Source organism: Eikenella longinqua, assembly GCF_001648355.1.
GTDB lineage: Bacteria > Pseudomonadota > Gammaproteobacteria > Burkholderiales > Neisseriaceae > Eikenella > Eikenella longinqua.
In genome coordinates this window covers 38608-59003 of the sequence record NZ_LXSL01000014.1, presented here as the reverse complement: position 1 = coordinate 59003, position 20396 = coordinate 38608, and the positions used below count along the sequence as shown (strand labels likewise).

Sequence of the window (20396 nt, the reverse complement as noted above, 5' to 3'; positions counted from 1 at the left end):
ACGCTATGTCTATCGATCTCGGCATCTACCACCGCCGCCTGCACAAACTCGCCTACTACACCCGCCACAGCCCCCTCGGCTTGCTGCCGCACCGCCTGCTCGCCAAAGCCATCGGACCCGCGCTGGCCGAATTTGCCCACCTGCCTGCTGAAACCCAACAGCACATCCACGAGCGAGTTGATTATTACAACAAGCAAAATCAGCCATTTACTATTTCAGGCAGCCTCACCCCCATAGGGCAGGCCGGAGCGTTCAAACGCGGCGATCATATCTCTTCCTACTACTACGACCTTGCCGCCCTGCTGCGCTATTTCCCCGCCAGCGCCCGATTCGCCTACGAATTCGGCGACGTTACCCACATCCCCGCCCAACCCGCCTTCGTCAAAAGCCGCCCCATCCGGAAAGATAACCAACACTCCGTCCTGCTCAAGTTCGACAGCGTGCGCCACTTCTACATCTACCCCGACCGCACCCCTTTCGCCGCCAAACAAGACCGGCTCGTCTGGCGCGGCGCCGCCCACCAAGAACAGCGCCTACGCTTCCTGCGCCAATACCACAGCCACCCCCTGTGCGACGTCGGCTGCGTACTCAAACAATCCGCCCACGAGCCATACCACCGCAGCTTCCTCAGCGTCGGCCAGCAGCTGCAATACAAATACATCCTCAGCATCGAAGGCAACGACGTCGCCACCAACCTCAAATGGATATTGGCATCCCGCTCCCTCTGCTTCATGACCAGCCCCGTATATGAAACCTGGCTCATGGAAGGCCATCTCCAACCCGAAATCCACTATGTCCACCTCCAGCCCGACTACAGCGACTTCGACGAAAAACTCAACTTCTACCGCCAACACCCCCAAGCCGCCGAACGCATCATCCGCAATGCCAACGCCTATATGCAGCCCTTCTTTCAGCCCAAGCAAGAGCTCATCACCAGCCTGCTCGTGATGCAGAAATACTTCAGCCAACTGCAAGACTGAGGCTTTTGCGCCATCGCCCTTCAACACAGCCCAACACGTTTCACTTGAGCTGGGCAATACCTGCCTCCCCGCCCAAAACCCGCCTCCCTATCACCCAAACAAAAGTTTTCAGGTAGCCTCCCCACGCGCAGCGGAGTATACTGCGCCGCATTTTGTTTATCGGGCAAACCATTATGCAAATCATCCATACTATCGAAGCACTCCGCGCCTGGCGCAAAGAAGCCGGCAGCGTGGCGCTGGTGCCGACCATGGGCAACCTGCACGAAGGCCATCTGGCCTTGGTGCGCGAAGCGGCCAAACGCGCGCAGCAGGTTGTGGTCAGCATTTTCGTAAACCGCCTACAATTCGGCCAAGGTGAGGATTTCGACCGCTATCCGCGCACGCTGGAGCAGGATGCCGCCAAGCTGGCCAACGAAGGCGTGGCCGTGATATTCGCGCCCGACGAGCGCGAGCTCTATCCGCACGTGGCCCAACAATACAACGTCGAGCCGCCCAACCTGCAAAACGAATTGTGCGGCGCCTTCCGCCCCGGGCATTTCCGCGGCGTGGCCACCGTGGTGGCCAAGCTGTTCAACATCGTGCAGCCCGATTTTGCCTGCTTCGGCAAAAAAGACTACCAGCAGCTCGCCATCATCCAAGGCATGGTGGCTGACTTAAACTTCAACTTGCAAATCGTGCCGGTAGACATCGGCCGCGCCGCCGACGGCCTCGCACTCTCCAGCCGCAACCAATATCTGAACACAGCCGAACGCGCACAAGCGCCGCAGCTCTACCGCGAATTACAAACTATTGCCCGCGCCGTCGAAGCCGGCAGCCGCGATTACGCCGGCTTGGAAAAACAAGCCGTTGCCAATCTGTCGCAGGCTGGCTGGCAGGTGGACTACGTGGAAATCCGCCACGCTGGCAGCCTTCAGGTAGCCCATGTGGGAGATAGCGAACTGGTGGTGCTGGCCGCCGCCCGTTTGGGCAGCACGCGCCTAATCGACAACATCGAAATCCGGCTGTAAACACCCTGTCTGCCGCCCGCCTCTTGCGGGCGGTTTAATTTCGGCCGCAAACACGTTAAAATGCCAGCCTTTGCGCGAAACTTGGGAGCCGCTGCTTATGTTTTTAGTTTTTCTGCTGATTCTGCTGTTGGCCGGCATTGCCGCACTCTTGTGGTGGCGCGCACGGGAAGAGCGCGAATGGCTGCTGGAGCTGACCTATCTAAACCGCCATCAGGGCAACGAGGAACAGCTTGAAACAACAGAAGAAACCCCGCCGCAACAGCCCGCCCGCCCCAATGTGCTGCCGCAGCGTGCGCAAACCCAAGTGAAGCTGCACTACCAAAAAGTGCAAGACGAACTGCGCCAGAAAATCGAACAGCTCACCGTGGGCAGCCGTAAAAAAGCCCGCCGCCGCAACGTGAGCGAAAATCAAGAAGAACTGCCGATTTTCAGCCCGGAAGAAGCCAATCTGGCTGCCGAAGTGGAAGACGAAACCGCCATTACCACGCCGGAGCAAACCGTTCAAAACCAAAACGAAACCGCCGAACCTGCCGCCGAAGCCCACGCCCTGCCGGCCGACCAGCCGCCGACCGCCGAAGAAAACGAAAATGAAGCGGCCGAACCCTTCCATCTCTCCGAGCCGGCACCCGATTTACCGGTGATCACCGAAGCCGAGGCCACCCGCCACAGGCTACCTGAAAATTCCGAGCAGCCCGACGAAGAACCGGCCGTGATTTCCCTTTCCGAAGCCACGCGCATGCTGCACAAGCAGGAAAGCGCCGAAGCCAAACCGCTGGAAACCGTGGTGCTGAACTGGCCGATCAAATCTCCGGCGCAACCCGAAACCCCGCGCGAAGAAATCACCCCGGCCGACCCTGCGCTGCAATATGTGCGCGAAAAAATCCAAGCCCACCTGCCGGCCGAACCGCTGCACACCATCAGCCACGACGACATCCGCAACAACCTGTTGCGCCAGCGCCTGCGCGCTCGCCAGCAGCCCCGCCCGAGTGCCGAACCGGCAGCCGTGCCGCAGCAGCAGTTGGATTTGGCCGTGATCGGGGAAGACGAAATCTTGGCCAACCTGGCCAAAACCGACGCCCCGGCCAACCGCCAGCGCAGCCGCTTCAAGCGCCAAACCGTGCGCGAAAGCGTGATTCCTGCCGCGGCGCGCGTGAGCCACAGCCAGGGCGCAAAAATGCCGGTGGTACCGACGCAAAGCAGCATGGCGCCGATTTCCACCCGCTTTACCCCGTTCGAGCCGGCTACCGTGCCGGATGGGCAGCCCGCTCCGCCAGCCGAGGAGGAGTCGGCGCTGTCTGCCGAACAACCAAGCTTCTTCGCCCAACCCGCTCCCGACAACGCTAATCCGCCCTGGCTGATTGGCGAAAACCAGCCCGAGCCTGCCCTTGCCGCTCCCGAGCCGATAGGCAGCCCCGCCGAGCCCGCTGTCGAAAGCGGCTACCATTTCCGCCCCGACTATTCGCTGGCCGAGCAAGCGCCCGCTGCCGACAACAGCATCGAATTCGACGACGGCAACGAATGGCAGCAGGCCTTAGAGCAAGGCGCGGCCGATGCCGCGTGGCAGAATCAGGCAGCCGCGCCAAGCATTCCGCCGTTGCCCGATTTGCCGCCGGAAGCCACGCCCGTTTCCGCCGTGCCCGCCGTATCGTTTACCGATTACGGCGAATACCATGTGCCGATGAACGAGCTGCTGCTGCCCTCGCAACACGACAGCAACGCCATCCTGAGCGAGGAGCAGCTGCTGGACAACAGCATCAAAATCGAAGAAAAATTGGCCGAATTCCGCGTGAAAGTGAACGTGGTGGACGCCTATGCCGGGCCGGTGATTACCCGCTACGAAATCGAGCCGGATGTGGGCGTGCGCGGCAACTCTGTGATTAACTTAGAAAAAGATTTGGCCCGCTCGCTCGGCGTGGCTGCCATCCGCGTGGTGGAAACCATCCCGGGCAAAACCTGCATGGGCTTGGAGCTGCCCAACCCCAAGCGGCAGATGATCCGCCTGAGCGAGGTGTTCAATTCGCCGGTGTTTACCGAGAGCAAATCCAAGCTCACGCTGGCACTGGGGCAAGACATCACCGGCCAGCCGGTGGTAACCGATTTGGCCAAGGCGCCGCACCTCTTGGTGGCCGGCACCACTGGCTCGGGCAAATCCGTGGGCGTGAACGCAATGATTTTATCGCTGCTGTTCAAGGCCACGCCCGATGAAGTGCGCCTAATTATGATTGACCCGAAAATGCTGGAACTATCTGTTTACGAAGGCATTCCGCATTTGCTCGCGCCCGTGGTAACCGATATGAAGCTGGCCGCCAACGCGCTCACCTGGTGCGTGAACGAAATGGAAAAACGCTACCGCCTGATGAGCCACGTGGGCGTGCGCAACCTGGCCGGCTACAACCAGAAAATCAAAGAAGCCGCCGAACGCGGCGAACGCCTGACCAACCCCTTCAGCCTCACCCCCGACAACCCCGAGCTCCTCACCAGGTTGCCGCACATCGTGGTGGTGGTGGACGAATTTGCCGACCTGATGATGACTTCCGGCAAGAAAATCGAAGAGCTAATTGCCCGCCTGGCGCAGAAAGCCCGCGCCGCCGGCATCCACCTGATCCTCGCCACCCAGCGCCCCAGCGTGGACGTGATCACCGGCCTGATCAAAGCCAATATCCCCACCCGCATCGCTTTTCAGGTAGCCTCCAAAGTGGACAGCCGCACTATCCTCGACCAAATGGGCGCGGAAAACCTGCTCGGCCAAGGCGATATGCTGTTCCTGCCGCCCGGCACCGGCTATCCGCAGCGCGTGCACAGCGCCTTCGTGGCCGACAGCGAAGTACAGCGCGTGGCCGAATACCTCAAAGGCTTCGGCGCGCCCGACTATGTGGACGACATCCTCACCTCCGGCGTGGGCAGCGACGATTTGTTCAGCAACGCCAACAGCGGCATCGGCAGCAGCGCCAAAGACCCGCTGTTCGACGAAGCCGTGGCCATCGTGCTACGCACGCAGAAAGCCACCATCTCCTCCATCCAGCGCCACCTGCGCATCGGCTACAACAAAGCCGCCACGCTGGTGGATCAGATGGAGGCCGAAGGTATCGTCTCTCCTGCCGACACCAACGGCAAACGCACCATCCTGGCGCGGGCTGATCAGCTCGACGATTAAGCGTTTGCCCGCAGACACAGGCTACCTGAAAACGGTTTATCCGGCTTTCAGGTAGCCTGTTTGGTTTGGGTGAAGAACAGGGTATTGAAGTAACGTTGCACCTTGGCAAAATGCCGCACCCAGCCACAGCGTTTGAAATGCTGCACACCAACTTACAGACAGTTTTCAGGTAGCCTCTTCCGCATGAAGCAGGCTACCTGAAAACACAGTTGATTTAATTGGGCGCAGGGAAAACATCGACGCGCCCAAAAATAATACAGCGGCGACCACTCTGATGCGCTCTGTCTGCCCCATCACTGCCTTCATTTAAGCCGCAGACGGACGAAACACAGCAATGCTGAAACAAGTTTGAATTGCCCAACCAAACCCTTTGAATTAACTTGAATATGCCCTTTCTCCCAATAAAAGGCTACCTGAAAATTTCAGGTAGCCTCATGACCGAACAGATCAACACTTAGCGGGTCGGATCGATATTGCTGCGGAGATCATACTGGTGGTGCTCGTATTCATACGGGCCTTGCGGCGTGTTGGGCGCATGACGATGTTCGGTACCCATGTCGTCCAAATCATGACCTGGCTCGGTGGCCAAATTACCAATAGATACGTTGGCGGTAGATTCCAGAATGATGGCGGAAGAAACATGTTCGCCCACTGAGTAAACCATAGCCAACCCGATTTCTTCGGACGGGATGTTCACGTATTTGATGGTCGGGCGGTTGGTCACATCGGTGCGCACTTGGCGGCTCTGACGATACAGGCTCAACACCGTGCCTTTGTCCAAACCATCAGCCAAGCCTTTGTTCAGGGTAATGGTGCTGAACTGGCCGGCTTCGCTGATACCGTCCAATACGTCGACGATAACGGCTTTCACCTGGTTATCCGGCGCATGCGGCATCATGTTGAAGGCGTTTTCCTCGCCGTTGTAATACATCAGGTAGTCGCCTTCGCGGATTTCAGCCACCTGCTCGCGAATCTGCAAGGCTTGTGCGGTTTCGGTGGGCACTTTCACCAGCGGATGCAGGCGGGTGTAATACTGGTTATCCGGCAGTTCTCGGCTGTCGCGCTCAGAGCGGTTGGCCAAGGCGCTGCTGGTTACCGGCAGGGTGGCCAGTTTGCCGCTGAACACAACCTGCTGGCCGATGAATTTGCCGGTTTCCGGATCGCGGATGTCTTTAATCGGGCGGTAAACCAGATATTCGCCGGGCTGGGTAATGCCGTAGGCATACACGCGGTCGCCCAAGGAGTACATGGTTTTGCCTTCGGGGCCGGCGATGATACGCGGTGCGTCTTGGGTAGTGCGTCGGGCAATTACCTGCGGATGTTTCATAAACATGCGGTAATAGTTGATGTTGATGGTGGAGATGCCGTAGCCAGCAGAAGTTTCACGTACGCGCGGCTGTAATTTTATGGTGGGGATGCTGCCACCTTCAACGCGCAGGCGCGGCTGGCCGTTGACATAATGCAACACCAAGACCTGCCCCGGGTAAATCAGGTGCGGGTTGCGGATGGTGCGGCGGTTGGCGCCCCACAGCCGCGGCCATTGCCACGGACGGTAGAGGTATTTGCCAGAAATACCCCACAGCGTGTCGCCGCTGCGCACGGTGTAGCGTGCGGGAGCGTTGGGGCGCACGCGCAGATTGGGCGCGGCCTCGGCGGACAGTGCGGAAACAGTCAAGCCAATGGCGCAAAGCAAGGTTATAATATGTTTTCTCATGAGAGAGCTTCCCTTTAGGATTAACGAACCTGATAACGCTTTATTTACGTTGTTGTTGATGAAATTAACGGAATCATAGAACATTTTAGGTATCTTGCGCCAGTATTCAGGCGAAAAAACCGTTACAACCGTAACAAGAACGTAACTATCTTACACACTGAAGAGAGAGATCAAATGGCTTTACTGAACATTCTGCGCTATCCCGACCCCCGTTTGAACCTGGTGGCTAAGCCGGTGGAGAAGGTAGACGAACGCATCAAACAACTGGTGGCCGACATGGCCGAAACCATGTATGAGGCCAAAGGCATCGGCCTGGCCGCCACCCAGGTGGACGTACACGAGCGCGTGGTGGTGATGGATTTGTCTGAGAGCCGCGACCAGCTGCAAGTGCTTATCAATCCGGTGATTCTCGAGCGCAACGGCGAAACCGTGTATGAAGAAGGCTGCCTGTCGGTGCCCGGCGTGTACGACAAAGTCACCCGCGCCGAAACCATCGTAGCCGAAGCGCTGGATCTTGACGGCCAGCCCTACACCATCCATGCAGACGGCCTGCAGGCCATCTGCATCCAGCACGAAATCGACCACCTCGACGGCAAAGTTTTCGTGCAATACCTGTCGCGCCTGAAGCAGGAACGCATCAAAACCAAAATGAAAAAACTCGACAAACACACGCTGTAAACACAGCAAGAGGCTACCTGAAAATCATGATTCGAAAAGTAATTTTTGCCGGCACACCCGATTTCGCCGCCACCGCCCTGCGCGCCATCGCCGAAGCCGGGTTCGACATTCCGCTGGTGCTCACCCAGCCCGACCGCCCCAAAGGCCGCGGCATGAAACTGCAAGCCTCGCCGGTGAAAACAGCCGCGCTCGAACTCGGTTTTCAGGTAGCCCAACCCGAAAGCCTGAAAGTTGAAGCCACGCAGGAAATGCTGCGTTCGCTCGAAGCCGACGTGATGGTCGTGGCCGCCTATGGCCTGCTGCTGCCGCAAGCCGTGCTGGATATTCCGCGCCACGGCTGCCTCAACATCCACGCCTCCCTGCTGCCCCGTTGGCGCGGCGCTGCCCCCATCCAACGCTCCATCGAAGCCGGCGACAGCGAAACCGGCATCTGCATCATGCAGATGGACGCCGGGCTCGACACCGGCGCCGTAGTCAGCCGCCACCCCTGCCCCATCCTCCCCGCCGACAACGCGCAAACCCTGCACGACAAACTGGCCGCCATCGGCGCCCGCGCTATTGTTGCCGATTTGCAACACTTTTCACAACGCACTGCCCAGCCCCAATCCGAACACGGCATCACCTATGCCCACAAATTAAGCAAAGCCGATGCCGAAATCGATTGGAGCCAGCCCGCTGAAGCCATCGAACGCCGCATCCGTGCCTTCAACCCTGTGCCCGGCGCCTGGTGCAACTACCGCGGCAAACCGATGAAAATCTGGTCGGCGCAAATCTGCGCAGCCGGCGGCCAATCCGGCAGCATATTGCAAGCCGATAAAAACGGCATTCAGGTAGCCTGCGGCAGCAGTTCCCTACTCATCCAAACCCTGCAACCCGCCGGCAGCGCCCGTATGGAAGCCGCCGCCTTCCTGGCCGGCCACCCCGTTGCCGCCGGCAGCCGCTTCGGAGCGGAAAACGCATGAGCCTAGCCAACGTCCAAACCCTCGCCGCCCACAGCGTGGCCGCCGTCGAAGCCGGCCGCAACCTCTCCGACGTGCTGGCCGAAATCTGGCACGCCCACCCGCAACTCACCCCGCAAGAACGCGGCGCCCTGCAAGACATCGCCTACGGCTGCCAGCGTTTTTCAGGTAGCCTACGCGCCCTGCTCGGCCTCATGCTCAACAAACCCCTGCCCCGCGCCGACATCCGTAGCCTGATACTGGTGGCGCTCTACCAGCTCGCCTACAGCCGCAACGCCGCCCACGCCGTGGTCAACGAAGCCGTGCGCGCCGCCGGCAAAATCGGCAAAGGCCAATACAAAGCCCTCACCAACGCCCTGCTGCGCCGCTTCCTGCGCGAGCGCGACAGCCTCATGCAGCAAGCCCGGCAAAGCCCCGAAGGCCGCCACAACCTGCCCGGCTGGTGGCTCGCCCGCCTGCAGCAAGACTACCCCGGCCACTGGCAGCAAATCACCGAAGCCTTCAACAGCCGCCCACCCATGACCCTGCGCATAAACCGCCGCTACACCACCGCGGAAGGCTACCTGAAAATCCTGGCCGCGCAAGACATGCAAGGCGAAATCCTCGGCAGCCATGCCGTCATGCTTGCCGTGCCCGTGCCCGTATCCGCCCTGCCCCTGTTTGCCGAAGGCGCCATATCCATGCAAGATTGGGGCGCGCAACAGGCCGCCGCCTGGCTCAACGTGCAGCCCGGCGAACGCGTGCTCGATGCCTGCGCCGCACCCGGCGGCAAAAGCGGCCACCTGCTCGAATGGGCAGACTGCCAGCTCACCGCCCTCGACATCGCCCCCGAACGCCTGCAACAAGTGCGCGACAACCTCAAGCGGCTCGGCTTGCACGCCGAAACCCACGCCGCCGACGCACGGCAATGGGCTTCGTGTTATGATGGTTCGCCGTTCAACGCCGTTTTGGCCGACGTGCCCTGCACCGCCTCCGGCGTGGTGCGCCGCCACCCCGACATCAAATGGCTGCGCCGGGAGCAGGATGCCGCCAACACCGCCGCCCAGCAGGCCGGCCTGCTCGACGCCCTGTGGCAAACGCTCAAGCCCGGCGGCCGCATGCTGTTTTCCACCTGCTCGCTGTTTCACGAAGAAAACGGCAGCCAGCTGCAAGCCTTTTTGCAACGCCACGCCGACGCCTCCTGCCGGCGCAGCGAAACCCTATTACCCAATCCGCATCAAGATGGCTTCTATTACGCGCTTATCGACAAAACTGCTTAGCCTGCTGGCCTGCTGCCTGCTGGCTCTCGCAACCGTGGGCGCACAGGCAGACGGCATCAGCGCCACCCGCTCCACCGCCACACTCACGGCAGATGGCCGCCTGTCGGTGAACAGCCGCTTTCAAACCGAGCTGCCCGAGCAGCTTCAGGTAGCCCTCAAGCAAGGCGTGCCGCTCAACTTCCAACTGAGCTACCGCCTGCAATCGCCCACGCTGGCCGCCTACCGCTGGCGGCTCGGCCAGCTGGTCGGTTCCCCGCAAACCATCAACTATAAGCTGGCCTACCACCCGCTCACCAACCGCTACCGCGTGAGCGTGGGCACCTTTTCCACCGAATACGGTACCCTGCCCACCGCCCTGAGGGCCGTTGGCGCAGTAGCCAACTGGCAGGTGCTCGATAAAGGTGTGCTCTCCGGCACCGCGCCTGCCGAGGTGGCCGCCGATGTGCGCCTGAGCCTGAGCATCAGCGATTTGCCCCGCCCGTTCCAAATCAACGGTGAAACTTCCAAGAGCTGGCAGATTGATTCCGGCTGGCGCAAGTTGCTCATCAGCCAGTAGAAGGGGAAACGATGCGCCGTCTGCTGATTTTCATTGCGGTTCTGGGCATACTGGCTCTGTATGTGTTGGCGCTCGCCACCGGCCACGCCAGCAAGCTGGCGCAGTATTTCTGGTGGATTCTCACCTTCAGCGCCGCCCTTTTGGGCATTCTGCTCACCATCCTGATTTCCCAGCTGTGGAAACTGTGGCACAGCCGGCGCCAACGGGTGTTCGGCTCGCAAATTGCCACCCGCCTGGCGCTGATGTTTATGCTGGTGGCGATTTTGCCCGGCCTGTTCTTATTCGGCGTGTCAGCGCAGTTTATTTCGCACAGCATCAATTCCTGGTTTGGCAACGAAACCGAAGAAGCGCTGGAGCGCAGCCTGAGTCTGAGCAAATCGGCGCTGGATTTGGCGCTGGATACTTCCGTGCGCAAGGCCGCCGGAATTCAGGTAGCCTTAATCGGCGAAATGTCGCTGCAACAAGACGCGCGCCAAGCATTGGGCCAGCTGGCCGAAAACAGCGGTTTCGCCCAGCTGGCGCTGTTCGACACGCAAAACATGTCCCCTGCCGCCGAATACCGCCAGTCCGGCGCCGACACCCTGCCCCAGCCCGAACTCACCCAAGACATCCTCAAAGAAGTGCAAAGCACCGGCACCGCCCGCAGCCTGGCCAGCGTAAGCAACACGCTCTATGCCCAAGGCTGGCTCGCCCTGCCCGAGCTGCACGGCCAACACTACATCCTCTTCTTCCGCCAGCCCGTGCAAAAACAGGTGGCCGACGACGCCACCCTGATTGAAGCCGCCCGCGCCCGCTATGCCGAAATCAGCTATGCCAAACAAGGCCTGCAAACCTTCTTCCTCTTCACCCTGCTGATGGCCACCCTGCTGGCCATCCTGCTCGCGCTCGTGATCGCCCTCTATTTCGCCCAACGCTTCACCGCGCCGATCCTCTCCCTAGCCGCCGGCGCCCGCTCCGTGGCGCAGGGCGACTATTCCCAGCAGCTCGCCGTATACCGCAACGACGAGCTCGGCCGCCTCACCACCCTGTTCAACCACATGACCGCCGAGCTCAACACCTCATACAGTCGACAAGAAGCTGCCCGCCATTATCTTGAATGCGTACTCTCCAGCCTCACCAGCGGCGTGCTCACCCTCGACGAAAAAGGCTACCTGAAAACCTACAACAGCAGCGCCGAACACATCCTCATGCTCAACCTGGAGCCCTGCCGCGAGCGCAACCTCCACGAATGGCAGCATCTGGGCGTCGCCCCCGCGCTGGCCGCACAAGCCCTGCTCGCCATCCTCGACACCGCCAAGAGCAGCAAACCCGTGCAGCTCACCTACGCCGCCCCCGACGAATCGCGCATCCTACTGGGCAAAGCCACCCCCCTGCCCGAAGACAACGGCGCCGGCACCGTGCTCGTGTTCGACGACGTCACCGCACTAGTGCAGGCGCAGAAAGAAGCCGCCTGGGGCGAAGTGGCACAACGCCTGGCGCACGAAATCCGCAACCCGCTCACCCCCATCCAGCTCTCCGCCGAACGACTGGCCTGGAAACTCGGCGGCAAGCTCGGCAGCAAAGACGCCGCTATGCTCGCGCGCGCCACCGACACCATCATCAACCAAGTGGCCGCCATGAAAGACATGGTCGAAGCCTTCCGCAACTACGCCAAAGCCCCCAAACTCAAGCTGGAAAAAATCGATTTGCACCGCCTAATCGAAGAAATTCTGGTGCTGTATGAAGGCTCAAATTGTACATTTAGCGCCGATTTCAGTAATATAGAAGCCGTAATCGAAGCAGATGCTGGCGCTATGCGGCAGGTTTTGCACAACATCCTGAAAAACGCCGCCGAAGCCGCCGCTGCCGACGAGCAGCCGAAAGTTGGCGTCGCCACCGAAGTAGAAGACGGGAAAATCGTCCTAACCATCTGCAATAACGGAAAAAGTTTTAGCGAAGACATGCTCCGCCAAGCCTTCGAACCCTATATCACCGACAAACCCGGCGGCACCGGCCTCGGTTTGCCCGTGGTGAAAAAAATCATAGACGAACACAACGGCCGCATATCGCTGGCCAACCGCCCCGAAGGCGGCGCCTGTGTGAAAATTACTTTACCCCTACTGATGGAAAACGATGCGCAGCAGTGATATTTTGATTGTCGATGACGAAGTGGGCATCCGCGATTTGCTGTCGGAAATCCTGCAAGACGAAGGCTATTCGGTTACCTTGGCCGAAAACGCCGAAGAAGCCCGCCAACTGCGAAACCAGACCCGCCCCACCATGGTGCTGCTGGATATCTGGATGCCCGATTGCGACGGCATTACACTTCTGAAGGAGTGGGCCAAATCCGGCCAGCTCAACATGCCCGTGGTGATGATGAGCGGCCACGCCAGCATTGACACCGCCGTGGAAGCCACCAAAATCGGCGCGCTGGATTTCTTGGAAAAGCCCATCGCCCTGCAAAAGCTCTTGGCCGCCGTAGAACGCGCCTTCAAGCACAGCGCCATGCAGGCCGCCTCCACCATGTCGCTGGACAAACTCGGCACCAGCGAGGCCGTCAAACAGCTCAACCAGCAGCTCGAACGCGCCGCCCGCACCCAAGCCCCCGTGCTCTTGGCCGGCGAGCCCGGCTCCCCCTTCGAAATGGTGGCGCACTACTTCCAAACCGGCAACGCCCCCTGGGTGGAGCCCAGCAAAATCGAGCAGATCAGCAGCAGCCCCATCGAGTTGCTGCAAAAAGCCAGCAACGGCGTGCTCTACTTAGGCGACATCGCCCAATACGGCAAAAGCATCCAGCAAGGTATCCTCTTCCTGCTCGGCAAGGCCGACCGCTACAACGTGCGCATCATCTGCGCCTGCAGCCAGCCCGTGCAAGACCTGCTCACCAGCCCGGATTACGACAGCCGCCTGCTCAACAGCCTCTCCACCATCATGGTCAGCATCCCCCCGCTGCGCAGCCAGCCGGAAGACATCGTCTTTCTGGTGGAACAGCTGATTCAGGAATTTTCCGAGAGCCGCAAAACCGCCGTCAAATTCAATACCGCCGCACTCAACGCCCTGCGCCAATACGACTGGCCCGGCAATTTCGAGCAGCTGCGCAGCGTGGTGAAAAGCATCATGCTCACCGCCGAGAGCAAAGAAATCGGCCTGGAAAACGTGCAGGCCGTGCTCAGCCAGTTTGCCCCCAGCCAACCCTCCGAGCTCGTGGGCGGCTTCAACTTCGACCTGCCCCTGCGCGAGCTGCGCGAAGACCTGGAGCGGCGCTATTTCGAATACCATATTGCCCAAGAAGGCCACAACATGAGCAAAGTGGCGCAGAAAGTCGGGCTCGAGCGCACCCACCTCTACCGCAAGCTCAAACAGCTCGGCATCCAGTTTTCACGTCGCGGCAGCAGCGACAGCAAATAGCCCAAACCCACACAGGCTACCTGAAAACTTTTTCAGGTAGCCTGTCGTATTGTTTACATCCCCTGCCGCACCACACAGGCTACCTGAAAAATTTCGAGCCGCCGCTCTTGATGCCACCGCATAACAAAATTTAGCAAAAGCCCAAGCACAACAAAATAGTTAGCCCCGCAAGAGGCCGCCTGAAACCACCCCATATATCGAAAAATCAGCAGCAATAGCTGCACAAACCGCGCATCTTAGCGTATCATTGCGGCGGTTTATACGGCTAAATCATGTTAAGAAACGCCTCCCGCCGCGCCCCGCCGCCGGAGCATGTTTCGCCGCCGCGCCCACACAGCCGGCTGCCGCAAACAAGGAAACAAACCCATGAAACAGATTTTTCTCGATTTCGAACAGCCCATTGCCGAACTGGTGCAAAAAATCGACGAACTGCGCTTCGTGCAAAACGACTCCGTTCTCGACATTTCCGAAGAAATCGAACGCCTGCAAAAGAAAAGCAACGAGCTCACCAAAAGCATCTTCGCCAAGCTCACCCCCGCGCAAATCATGCAGGTTTCCCGCCATCCCCAGCGCCCCTACACACTCGACTACATCGAAGCCCTGTGCACCGATTTCGAAGAGCTGCACGGCGACCGCCACTATGCCGACGACCACGCCATCGTGGGCGGCCTGGCCAAATTCGAAGGCCAGAGCGTAGTAGTGGTCGGCCACCAAAAAGGCCGCGACACCAAAGCCAAAATCCGCCGCAACTTCGGCATGCCCCGCCCCGAAGGCTACCGCAAAGCCCTGCGCCTGATGCAAACGGCGGAAAAATTCGGCCTGCCCGTGCTCACCTTCATCGACACCCCCGGCGCCTACCCCGGCATCGGCGCCGAAGAGCGCGGCCAATCCGAAGCCATCGGCCGCAACCTCTACGAGCTCACCCGCCTGCGTGTGCCCGTAATCTGCACCGTAATCGGCGAAGGCGGCTCCGGCGGCGCGCTGGCCATTGCCGTGGGCGATGCCGTAAACATGCTGCAATATTCCACCTATTCCGTGATTTCCCCCGAAGGCTGCGCCTCCATCCTGTGGAAAACCGCCGAAAAAGCCCCCGATGCCGCACAAGCCCTCGGCATCACCGCCAAGCGCCTGAAAACCTTGGAGCTGATCGACCAAGTCATCCCCGAGCCCCTGGGCGGCGCCCACCGCGACTACGAAGCAGTGATGAACAACGTGCGCAAAACCATCCGCCAGCAGCTGGACGATTTAGAACACCAGCCCATCGACCAACTGCTCGCCAAGCGTTTCGACCGCATCATGGCCTATGGCAAATACACCGAAAAATAACCCCTTGCGGCAACTCGTTGCCCAGCAATGGCCGGCCGAGAAAGCCGGCCGTTTTGCCGTGGAAGCCGGCTTTTCCGGCGGGGTGGATTCCGTGGTGCTGCTGCATATTTTGTGCAGCCTGCGCAACGAATTGCCGCTGGAATTGAGCGCAGTGCACGTGCACCACGGCCTCGATGCCGCCGCCGATGAATGGGCGGCATTTTGCCGCGAACTGTGCGGACAGTGGCAAGTGCCGCTGCGGGTGGAACGCGTGCGGGTGGAATTTGGCGGGCTCGGGCTGGAAGCCGCCGCCCGCGCCGAACGCTACCGCTGCTTCGCCCGCAGCCGCACCGACGCCGTCGCCCTGGCGCATCACGCCGACGACCAGGCCGAAACCCTGCTGCTGGCCGCCCTGCGCGGCGGCGGCCTGCGCGCGCTCGCCGCCATGCCCGCCCTGCGCGCGCTGAACGAACGTGTCAGCCTGTGGCGCCCGCTGCTGGCCGTTTCCCGCGCCGAATTGGTGGAATATGCCCGCGCGCACCGCCTGCCCTGGGTGGAAGACGACAGCAATGCCGACACCACCCTGCTGCGCAACTGGTTGCGCCGGCATGGCCTGCCGCCCTGGCAGGAGCGTATGCCCAAGCTCCAAAGCCAGCTGCTCTCCAGCGTGAGCCAGCTGCAACGCGATTTGGCGCTGCTCGACGACTACACCGAAAGCGAACACCGCAGCCTATACGATGCCGCCGGCCGTTTTCAGGTAGCCTCTTGGCGGCAGCTCAGCCCCTTGCGGCAGGCGCACCAACTGCATGTTTTCGCCCGCCGCCACCATCTCGGCAGCCCCTCCGCCGCCGGCGTGCGGCAGTTTGCCGACACGCTGGCCAACCCCGCCGTCTTGCAGGCCGAATGGCCGCTGCCGCGCGGCCGCGCCGTCCTCTATGCCGGCCGCCTGTTTGCCGTGCCCAATGCGCAGGCAAACGGCCAACCCTTTGCCCAACCCGCCTGGCAGCCCGCCCCGCACGGGCTACCTGAAAACCTGATCCGCCCCGAGAGCGGTATCTGGCGCACCCCCGAGCCGGGCGACATCCTGCCGCTGCCGCACGGCCGCAAGAAAATCAGCCGCCTGCTGCAAGAGAAAAAAGTGCCGCCCTTTATGCGCGCGCTGTGGCCGCTGTGGGCAAACGAACAGCACGGCTGCCTCGCCGCCGCCAACCTGCAAACGCATTGCAAACTCTCCGTGCCAAACGGCTGGCAGGCGCGGGCGGAAGAGCTGGAGCCCTTTATTTTGGCGGGTTCCGCACACGGGAGTGAAGGGGAAGAGGCTACCTGAAAAAGTTCGGATTTCGGCGGAACGGAGGCTGGATTTTTTCAGGTAGCCTGTATGGGATGCGGGTGATGGGGTATAGTTCTGTTGGCTGTTTCAGCTGATTTCAATTGGCTGTGTGTTGAAACCAGCAGCTCGTCGATGTCGCGGTAGTCCTTATATCAGCCGCCTTCGGGCGGCTGTGTGTTGAAATTACCGTAAGTTGGTGGCACAGTACGGCTCGATTGTCAGCCACCTTCGGATGACTGCATTTAAAACCAACCATACAACTCCCAAACAGGCTACCTGAAAAACATCTTGCCTTCGCCCGGCCGCGTTCCTACCAAGCCAAGCCCCACATTTTCAGGTAGCCTTCCCCCTCACAAACCCGCCGCAGCCTTTCCCGCTGCGCTATAATACCCGCCCGTCCACCACCCACAGGCCGCCCGCCATGCTCCCCTTCCCCCCGATTGCCCGCCCGCTCAAATTCTACGCCGTGGTGCCCGATGCCAATTGGGTGGCGCGCATGGTGGCCGCCGGCGCCGACACCGTGCAGTTGCGCAGCAAAACCCTCAGCGGCGAAGCCCTGCGACAAGAAGTGCGCCGCGCCGTGGCCGCCGCCCGCGGCTCAAACAGCCAGCTCTTCATCAACGACCACTGGCGGCTCGCACTGGAAGAAGGCGCCTACGGCGTGCACCTCGGCCAGGAAGACATGGATAGCGCCGACTTCCCCTCCCTCGCCGCCGCCGGCATCCGCCTCGGCCTGAGCACCCACGACGAAGCCGAAATGGCACGCGCCCTGGCCGTGCGCCCCAGCTACGTGGCCTGCGGCGCCGTGTTCGCCACTGCCACCAAAGCCATGCCCACCGAGCCGCAGGGGCTGGAAAAACTGCGCCGCTACGTGCAACTGGCCGGCAGCACGCCCACCGTGGCCATCGGCGGCATCACGCTGGAAAACGCCCCAGCCGTGCTCGCCACCGGCGTGTCTTCGCTGGCCGTGGTCAGCGCCGTTACCCAAGCGCCCGACCCCGCCGCCGCCGTGCGCGCCTTCCAAAAACTGTGGCCGGAATAAACCCGCTGCCGCATGAGGCTACCTGAAACCTCTGCCGCCGCCGGATAGATAGAAATATCGTCTGCTTGATGCAAACTCAGCGCTTTGCCGTCCTCTCCCAAGAAGGATTAAGCTTCAAGCAAACCCAATTTTTCAGGTAGCCTTTAACGATATACAAATTCCAAAACAAACAATTCCCCACAAACGTGCAATGCTGCGCTACCCCTGCTGGCGCAGCCGAACGGAGCACGGCTTTTCGGGAAACAAAGGCTTGCATGTTCGAAGCGGCGCAGCCGCAAGTTGCGAGCCCGCCCAAAAAACCGTGCAGAGTGAGGGAAGTTTGCGCAGCAAACCTGTGCCCGCAGTCGTCTTTCTTTTGCCTACTTTTCTTTGACGAAGCAAAGAAAAGTAGGTGCCCGCGCCGACATAAGGCGCAAGGGTGGATAAAACGCGAATAGCAAAAGGCTACCTGAAACTTGAAATTCACCTGAAACCCATCTCGCAAACCACATTACCGAACAACACCCCGAAAGCCCAACCCATGTCCAACCGCCGCCTCATCTACGGCTTCCACGCCGTCAATGCCCGCCTGTGGCAAAACCCCAAAAGCCTCACCGAACTCTACGCCCTCGCCGGCCGCCACGACGAACGCATGCGCCAAGCGCTGGAAAAAGCCGCCAAAGCCAATATCCCCGTTCACTTCGTGGAAGCCGCCCGCCTCGACAACCTCTGCCGCCACGCCCGCCACCAAGGCATCGCCGGCTTCATCGACGCCTCGCACAACCACGTCCACCTCGACGACGTGCTCGACAACCTCAGCGAGCCGCCCCTGCTGCTCATCCTCGACGGCATCACCGACCCCCACAACCTCGGCGCCTGCCTGCGCGTGGCCGACGCCATGGGCGTGCACGCCGTGATTGCCCCGAAAAACCGCAGCGTCGGCCTCAACGCCACCGTGAGCAAAGTGGCCTGCGGCGCCGCCGAAACCGTGCCCTACATCGCCGTAACCAACCTCGCCCGCACCCTGCGCGAGCTCAAAGAGCGCGACATCTGGATCGTGGGTACCGACATGGGCGGCGAGGCCGACCTGTTCCACTACGATATCCCCGCCGCCGTGGCCTGGGTGATGGGCAACGAAGGCGAAGGCATGCGCCGCCTCACCCGCGAACACTGCGACGCGCTGGTATCCATCCCCATGCTCGGCACGGTGGAAAGCCTCAACGTGTCGGTGAGCACCGGCATGGTCTTGGCCGAAACCCGCCGCCAGCGCGCGCTCAAGGCAGGCTAAACGCAGCCGCAAATTTTCAGGTAGCCTCATTCGCACGTATGCAGGCTACCTGAAAAATATCGGTCTGCAACAAAGCCAAAAATATCAAACCCACACAGCCAACCGTCCGCCTTCCCGCCATACCGTTTCGGTATTCCCCTGCAAACAAAACGGTATTTCCCCGCTATCTCCCGCGCGCCTATACTGCAACAGCATTCCGAACTTTCCCCAACGCAACAGAGAGGTGTAGAAAATGCCGAACCCGCAAAAATCCCCCGTGCACGACCTGCGCTCCGCACTCGAGCTTTTAAAAACCCTGCCCGGCGAATTGGTGTCCACCGATGTGGAAGTCGATCCGATTGCCGAGCTCTCGGGTGTGTACCGCTACGTGGGCGCCGGCGGCACCTGCCAGCGCCCCACCCGCAAAAACGGCCCCGCCATGGTGTTTAACAAGGTGAAAGGCTATCCCGGCATTCAGGTGGCCATCGGCTTGGTGGGCTCGCGCAAACGTGTCGGCCAATTCCTTAACTGCCCGCCCGAACGGCTGGGCTTCCTGCTCAAAGATTCCGTGCAAAACCCGATTCCGCCAGTGCTGCTTGGCGCCGAGCAGAAACCGCAATGCCAGGAAGTGGTGCACTTGGCCAGCGACCCCAGTTTCGACCTGCGCACCCTGCTGCCCGCCCCCACCAACACCGTGGAAGACGCCGGCCCCTATTTCACCATGGGTCTGTGCTATGCTTCCGACCCCGACACCGGCAAATCCGACATCACCATCCACCGCCTGTGCGTGCAGGGCAAAGACGAGCTTTCCATGTGGCTCACCCCCGGCCGCCACATCGACGCCTTCCGCCAGAAAGCCGAAGCCGCTGGCAAGCCGCTGCCGATTTCCATCAGCATCGGCGTGGATCCCGCCATCGAAATGGCCGCCTGCTTCGAGCCGCCCACCACCCCGCTGGGCTTCGACGAATTGAGCATTGCCGGCGCCCTGCGCGGTCACGGCGTGGAAATGGCCAAGTGCCTCACCATCAACGAGCGCGCCATCGCCCATGCCGAAGTGGTGATTGAAGGCGAGCTGCTGCCCGATGTGCGCGTGCGCGAAGACCAAAACAGCAACACCGGCAAAGCCATGCCCGAATTCCCCGGCTACACCGGCGACGCCAAGCCCGCCCTACCCGTGATCAAAGTGAAAGCGGTTACCCACCGCAAAAACCCGATTCTGCGCACCACCATGGGCCCGGGCGAAGAGCATGTGAACATGGCCGGCATCCCCACCGAAGCCAGCATCCTCGATATGGTGGAACGCGCCATGCCCGGCCGCCTGCAAAACGTGTTTGCGCATTCTTCCGGCGGCGGCAAACTCTTGGCCGTGATGCAGTTTAAGAAAACCACCCCCGCCGACGAAGGCCGCCAGCGCCAGGCCGCCCTACTCGCCTTCTCCGCCTTCCCCGAGCTGAAACACGTGATTCTGGTGGACGAAGACGTGGACATTTTCGACACCGACGACGTCTTGTGGGCCATGCAAACGCGCTACCAGGGCGACAACGACACCATCTTCATCCCCGGCGTGCGCTGCCACCCGCTCGACCCCTCGCAGTCGCCCGCGTTCAGCAACCGCCTGATTCAGGAAGGCACATCGTGCAAAACCATTTTCGACTGCACCGTGCCGCTGCACCTGAAAGAACACTTCCAGCGCTGCAAATTTATGGAAGTGGACGTAAAACGCTTCCTACCGGACTTTTAAATGGCACCGGCTGATTTTCAGGTAGCCTCAAGCCCCTG

The 20396-nt window shown here is 60.7% G+C and carries 16 protein-coding genes; 14 read left to right on the top strand and 2 right to left on the bottom strand.

Translation table 11 applies throughout. The features are described 5' to 3' along the window. Window positions 1–5: 5 nt before the first annotated feature. The 3 genes from A7P95_RS03590 to A7P95_RS03580 all read left to right on the top strand — a co-directional run bounded on the left by A7P95_RS03590 (window position 6) and on the right by A7P95_RS03580 (window position 5141). Window positions 6–980, top strand: a complete 975-nt coding sequence (locus A7P95_RS03590; protein ID WP_067591291.1) for a glycosyl transferase family 90 — start codon at window positions 6–8, stop codon at window positions 978–980. Window positions 981–1153: 173 nt separating this feature from the next. Further along, window positions 1154–1987 carry a pantoate--beta-alanine ligase gene (gene panC / locus A7P95_RS03585; protein ID WP_067591588.1) on the top strand — a complete coding sequence of 278 codons (834 nt, stop codon included), beginning with the start codon at window positions 1154–1156 and terminating at the stop codon, window positions 1985–1987. Between the two features lie 97 nt (window positions 1988–2084). After that, window positions 2085–5141: a DNA translocase FtsK gene (locus A7P95_RS03580; protein ID WP_067591289.1), complete on the top strand. Its 3057-nt coding sequence runs from the start codon at window positions 2085–2087 to the stop codon at window positions 5139–5141. A gap of 165 nt (window positions 5142–5306) precedes the next feature. On the opposite strand, the gene A7P95_RS12325 is transcribed toward A7P95_RS03580, so the two are convergent. After that, window positions 5307–5435, bottom strand: coding sequence for a hypothetical protein (locus A7P95_RS12325; RefSeq protein WP_255593129.1), 129 nt, complete (start codon window positions 5433–5435; stop codon window positions 5307–5309). A gap of 160 nt (window positions 5436–5595) precedes the next feature. Then, on the bottom strand, window positions 5596–6855 hold the full coding sequence (locus tag A7P95_RS03575) for a LysM peptidoglycan-binding domain-containing protein (RefSeq protein ID WP_067591286.1): 1260 nt from the start codon (window positions 6853–6855) through the stop codon (window positions 5596–5598). A gap of 174 nt (window positions 6856–7029) precedes the next feature. Between A7P95_RS03575 and def the strand changes: the two genes are divergently transcribed. The 11 genes from def (at window position 7030) to A7P95_RS03520 (ending at window position 20358) form a co-directional block, all read left to right on the top strand. Continuing rightward, window positions 7030–7533: a peptide deformylase gene (gene def / locus A7P95_RS03570; protein WP_067591283.1), complete on the top strand. Its 504-nt coding sequence runs from the start codon at window positions 7030–7032 to the stop codon at window positions 7531–7533. A 26-nt stretch (window positions 7534–7559) separates the two neighbouring features. Further along, window positions 7560–8495 carry a methionyl-tRNA formyltransferase gene (fmt, locus tag A7P95_RS03565; RefSeq protein WP_067591280.1) on the top strand — a complete coding sequence of 312 codons (936 nt, stop codon included), beginning with the start codon at window positions 7560–7562 and terminating at the stop codon, window positions 8493–8495. Then, the gene (gene rsmB, locus A7P95_RS03560) at window positions 8492–9751 is read left to right on the top strand and encodes a 16S rRNA (cytosine(967)-C(5))-methyltransferase RsmB (protein WP_067591277.1); all 1260 of its coding nucleotides are present in this window, start codon (window positions 8492–8494) and stop codon (window positions 9749–9751) included. The genes fmt and rsmB overlap by 4 nt, the downstream gene beginning before the upstream one ends. Beyond that, window positions 9714–10307 carry a DUF4390 domain-containing protein gene (locus A7P95_RS03555; RefSeq protein WP_067591274.1) on the top strand — a complete coding sequence of 198 codons (594 nt, stop codon included), beginning with the start codon at window positions 9714–9716 and terminating at the stop codon, window positions 10305–10307. The genes rsmB and A7P95_RS03555 overlap by 38 nt, the downstream gene beginning before the upstream one ends. An 11-nt stretch (window positions 10308–10318) precedes the next feature. Beyond that, entirely contained in the window at window positions 10319–12433 is a 2115-nt protein-coding gene (locus A7P95_RS03550) for a sensor histidine kinase (protein WP_067591271.1), read from the top strand. Continuing rightward, the gene (locus tag A7P95_RS03545; RefSeq protein ID WP_067591269.1) at window positions 12420–13694 is read left to right on the top strand and encodes a sigma-54-dependent transcriptional regulator; all 1275 of its coding nucleotides are present in this window, start codon (window positions 12420–12422) and stop codon (window positions 13692–13694) included. Before A7P95_RS03550 ends, A7P95_RS03545 begins: the two co-directional genes overlap by 14 nt. Window positions 13695–14060: 366 nt before the next feature. Then, window positions 14061–15020, top strand: coding sequence for an acetyl-CoA carboxylase carboxyltransferase subunit alpha (locus A7P95_RS03540; protein WP_067591585.1), 960 nt, complete (start codon window positions 14061–14063; stop codon window positions 15018–15020). Window positions 15021–15024: 4 nt separating this feature from the next. After that, entirely contained in the window at window positions 15025–16326 is a 1302-nt protein-coding gene (gene tilS / locus A7P95_RS03535) for a tRNA lysidine(34) synthetase TilS (RefSeq protein WP_245636552.1), read from the top strand. A 424-nt stretch (window positions 16327–16750) separates the two neighbouring features. Continuing rightward, on the top strand, window positions 16751–17371 hold the full coding sequence (thiE, locus tag A7P95_RS03530; RefSeq protein ID WP_067591262.1) for a thiamine phosphate synthase: 621 nt from the start codon (window positions 16751–16753) through the stop codon (window positions 17369–17371). A 520-nt stretch (window positions 17372–17891) separates the two neighbouring features. Beyond that, window positions 17892–18638 (top strand): 23S rRNA (guanosine(2251)-2'-O)-methyltransferase RlmB, encoded by a 747-nt coding sequence (rlmB, locus tag A7P95_RS03525; RefSeq protein WP_067591582.1) that lies wholly within the window; start codon window positions 17892–17894, stop codon window positions 18636–18638. A 232-nt stretch (window positions 18639–18870) separates the two neighbouring features. After that, the gene (locus A7P95_RS03520) at window positions 18871–20358 is read left to right on the top strand and encodes a UbiD family decarboxylase (RefSeq protein WP_067591259.1); all 1488 of its coding nucleotides are present in this window, start codon (window positions 18871–18873) and stop codon (window positions 20356–20358) included. The last annotated feature ends 38 nt before the right edge of the window (window positions 20359–20396 follow it).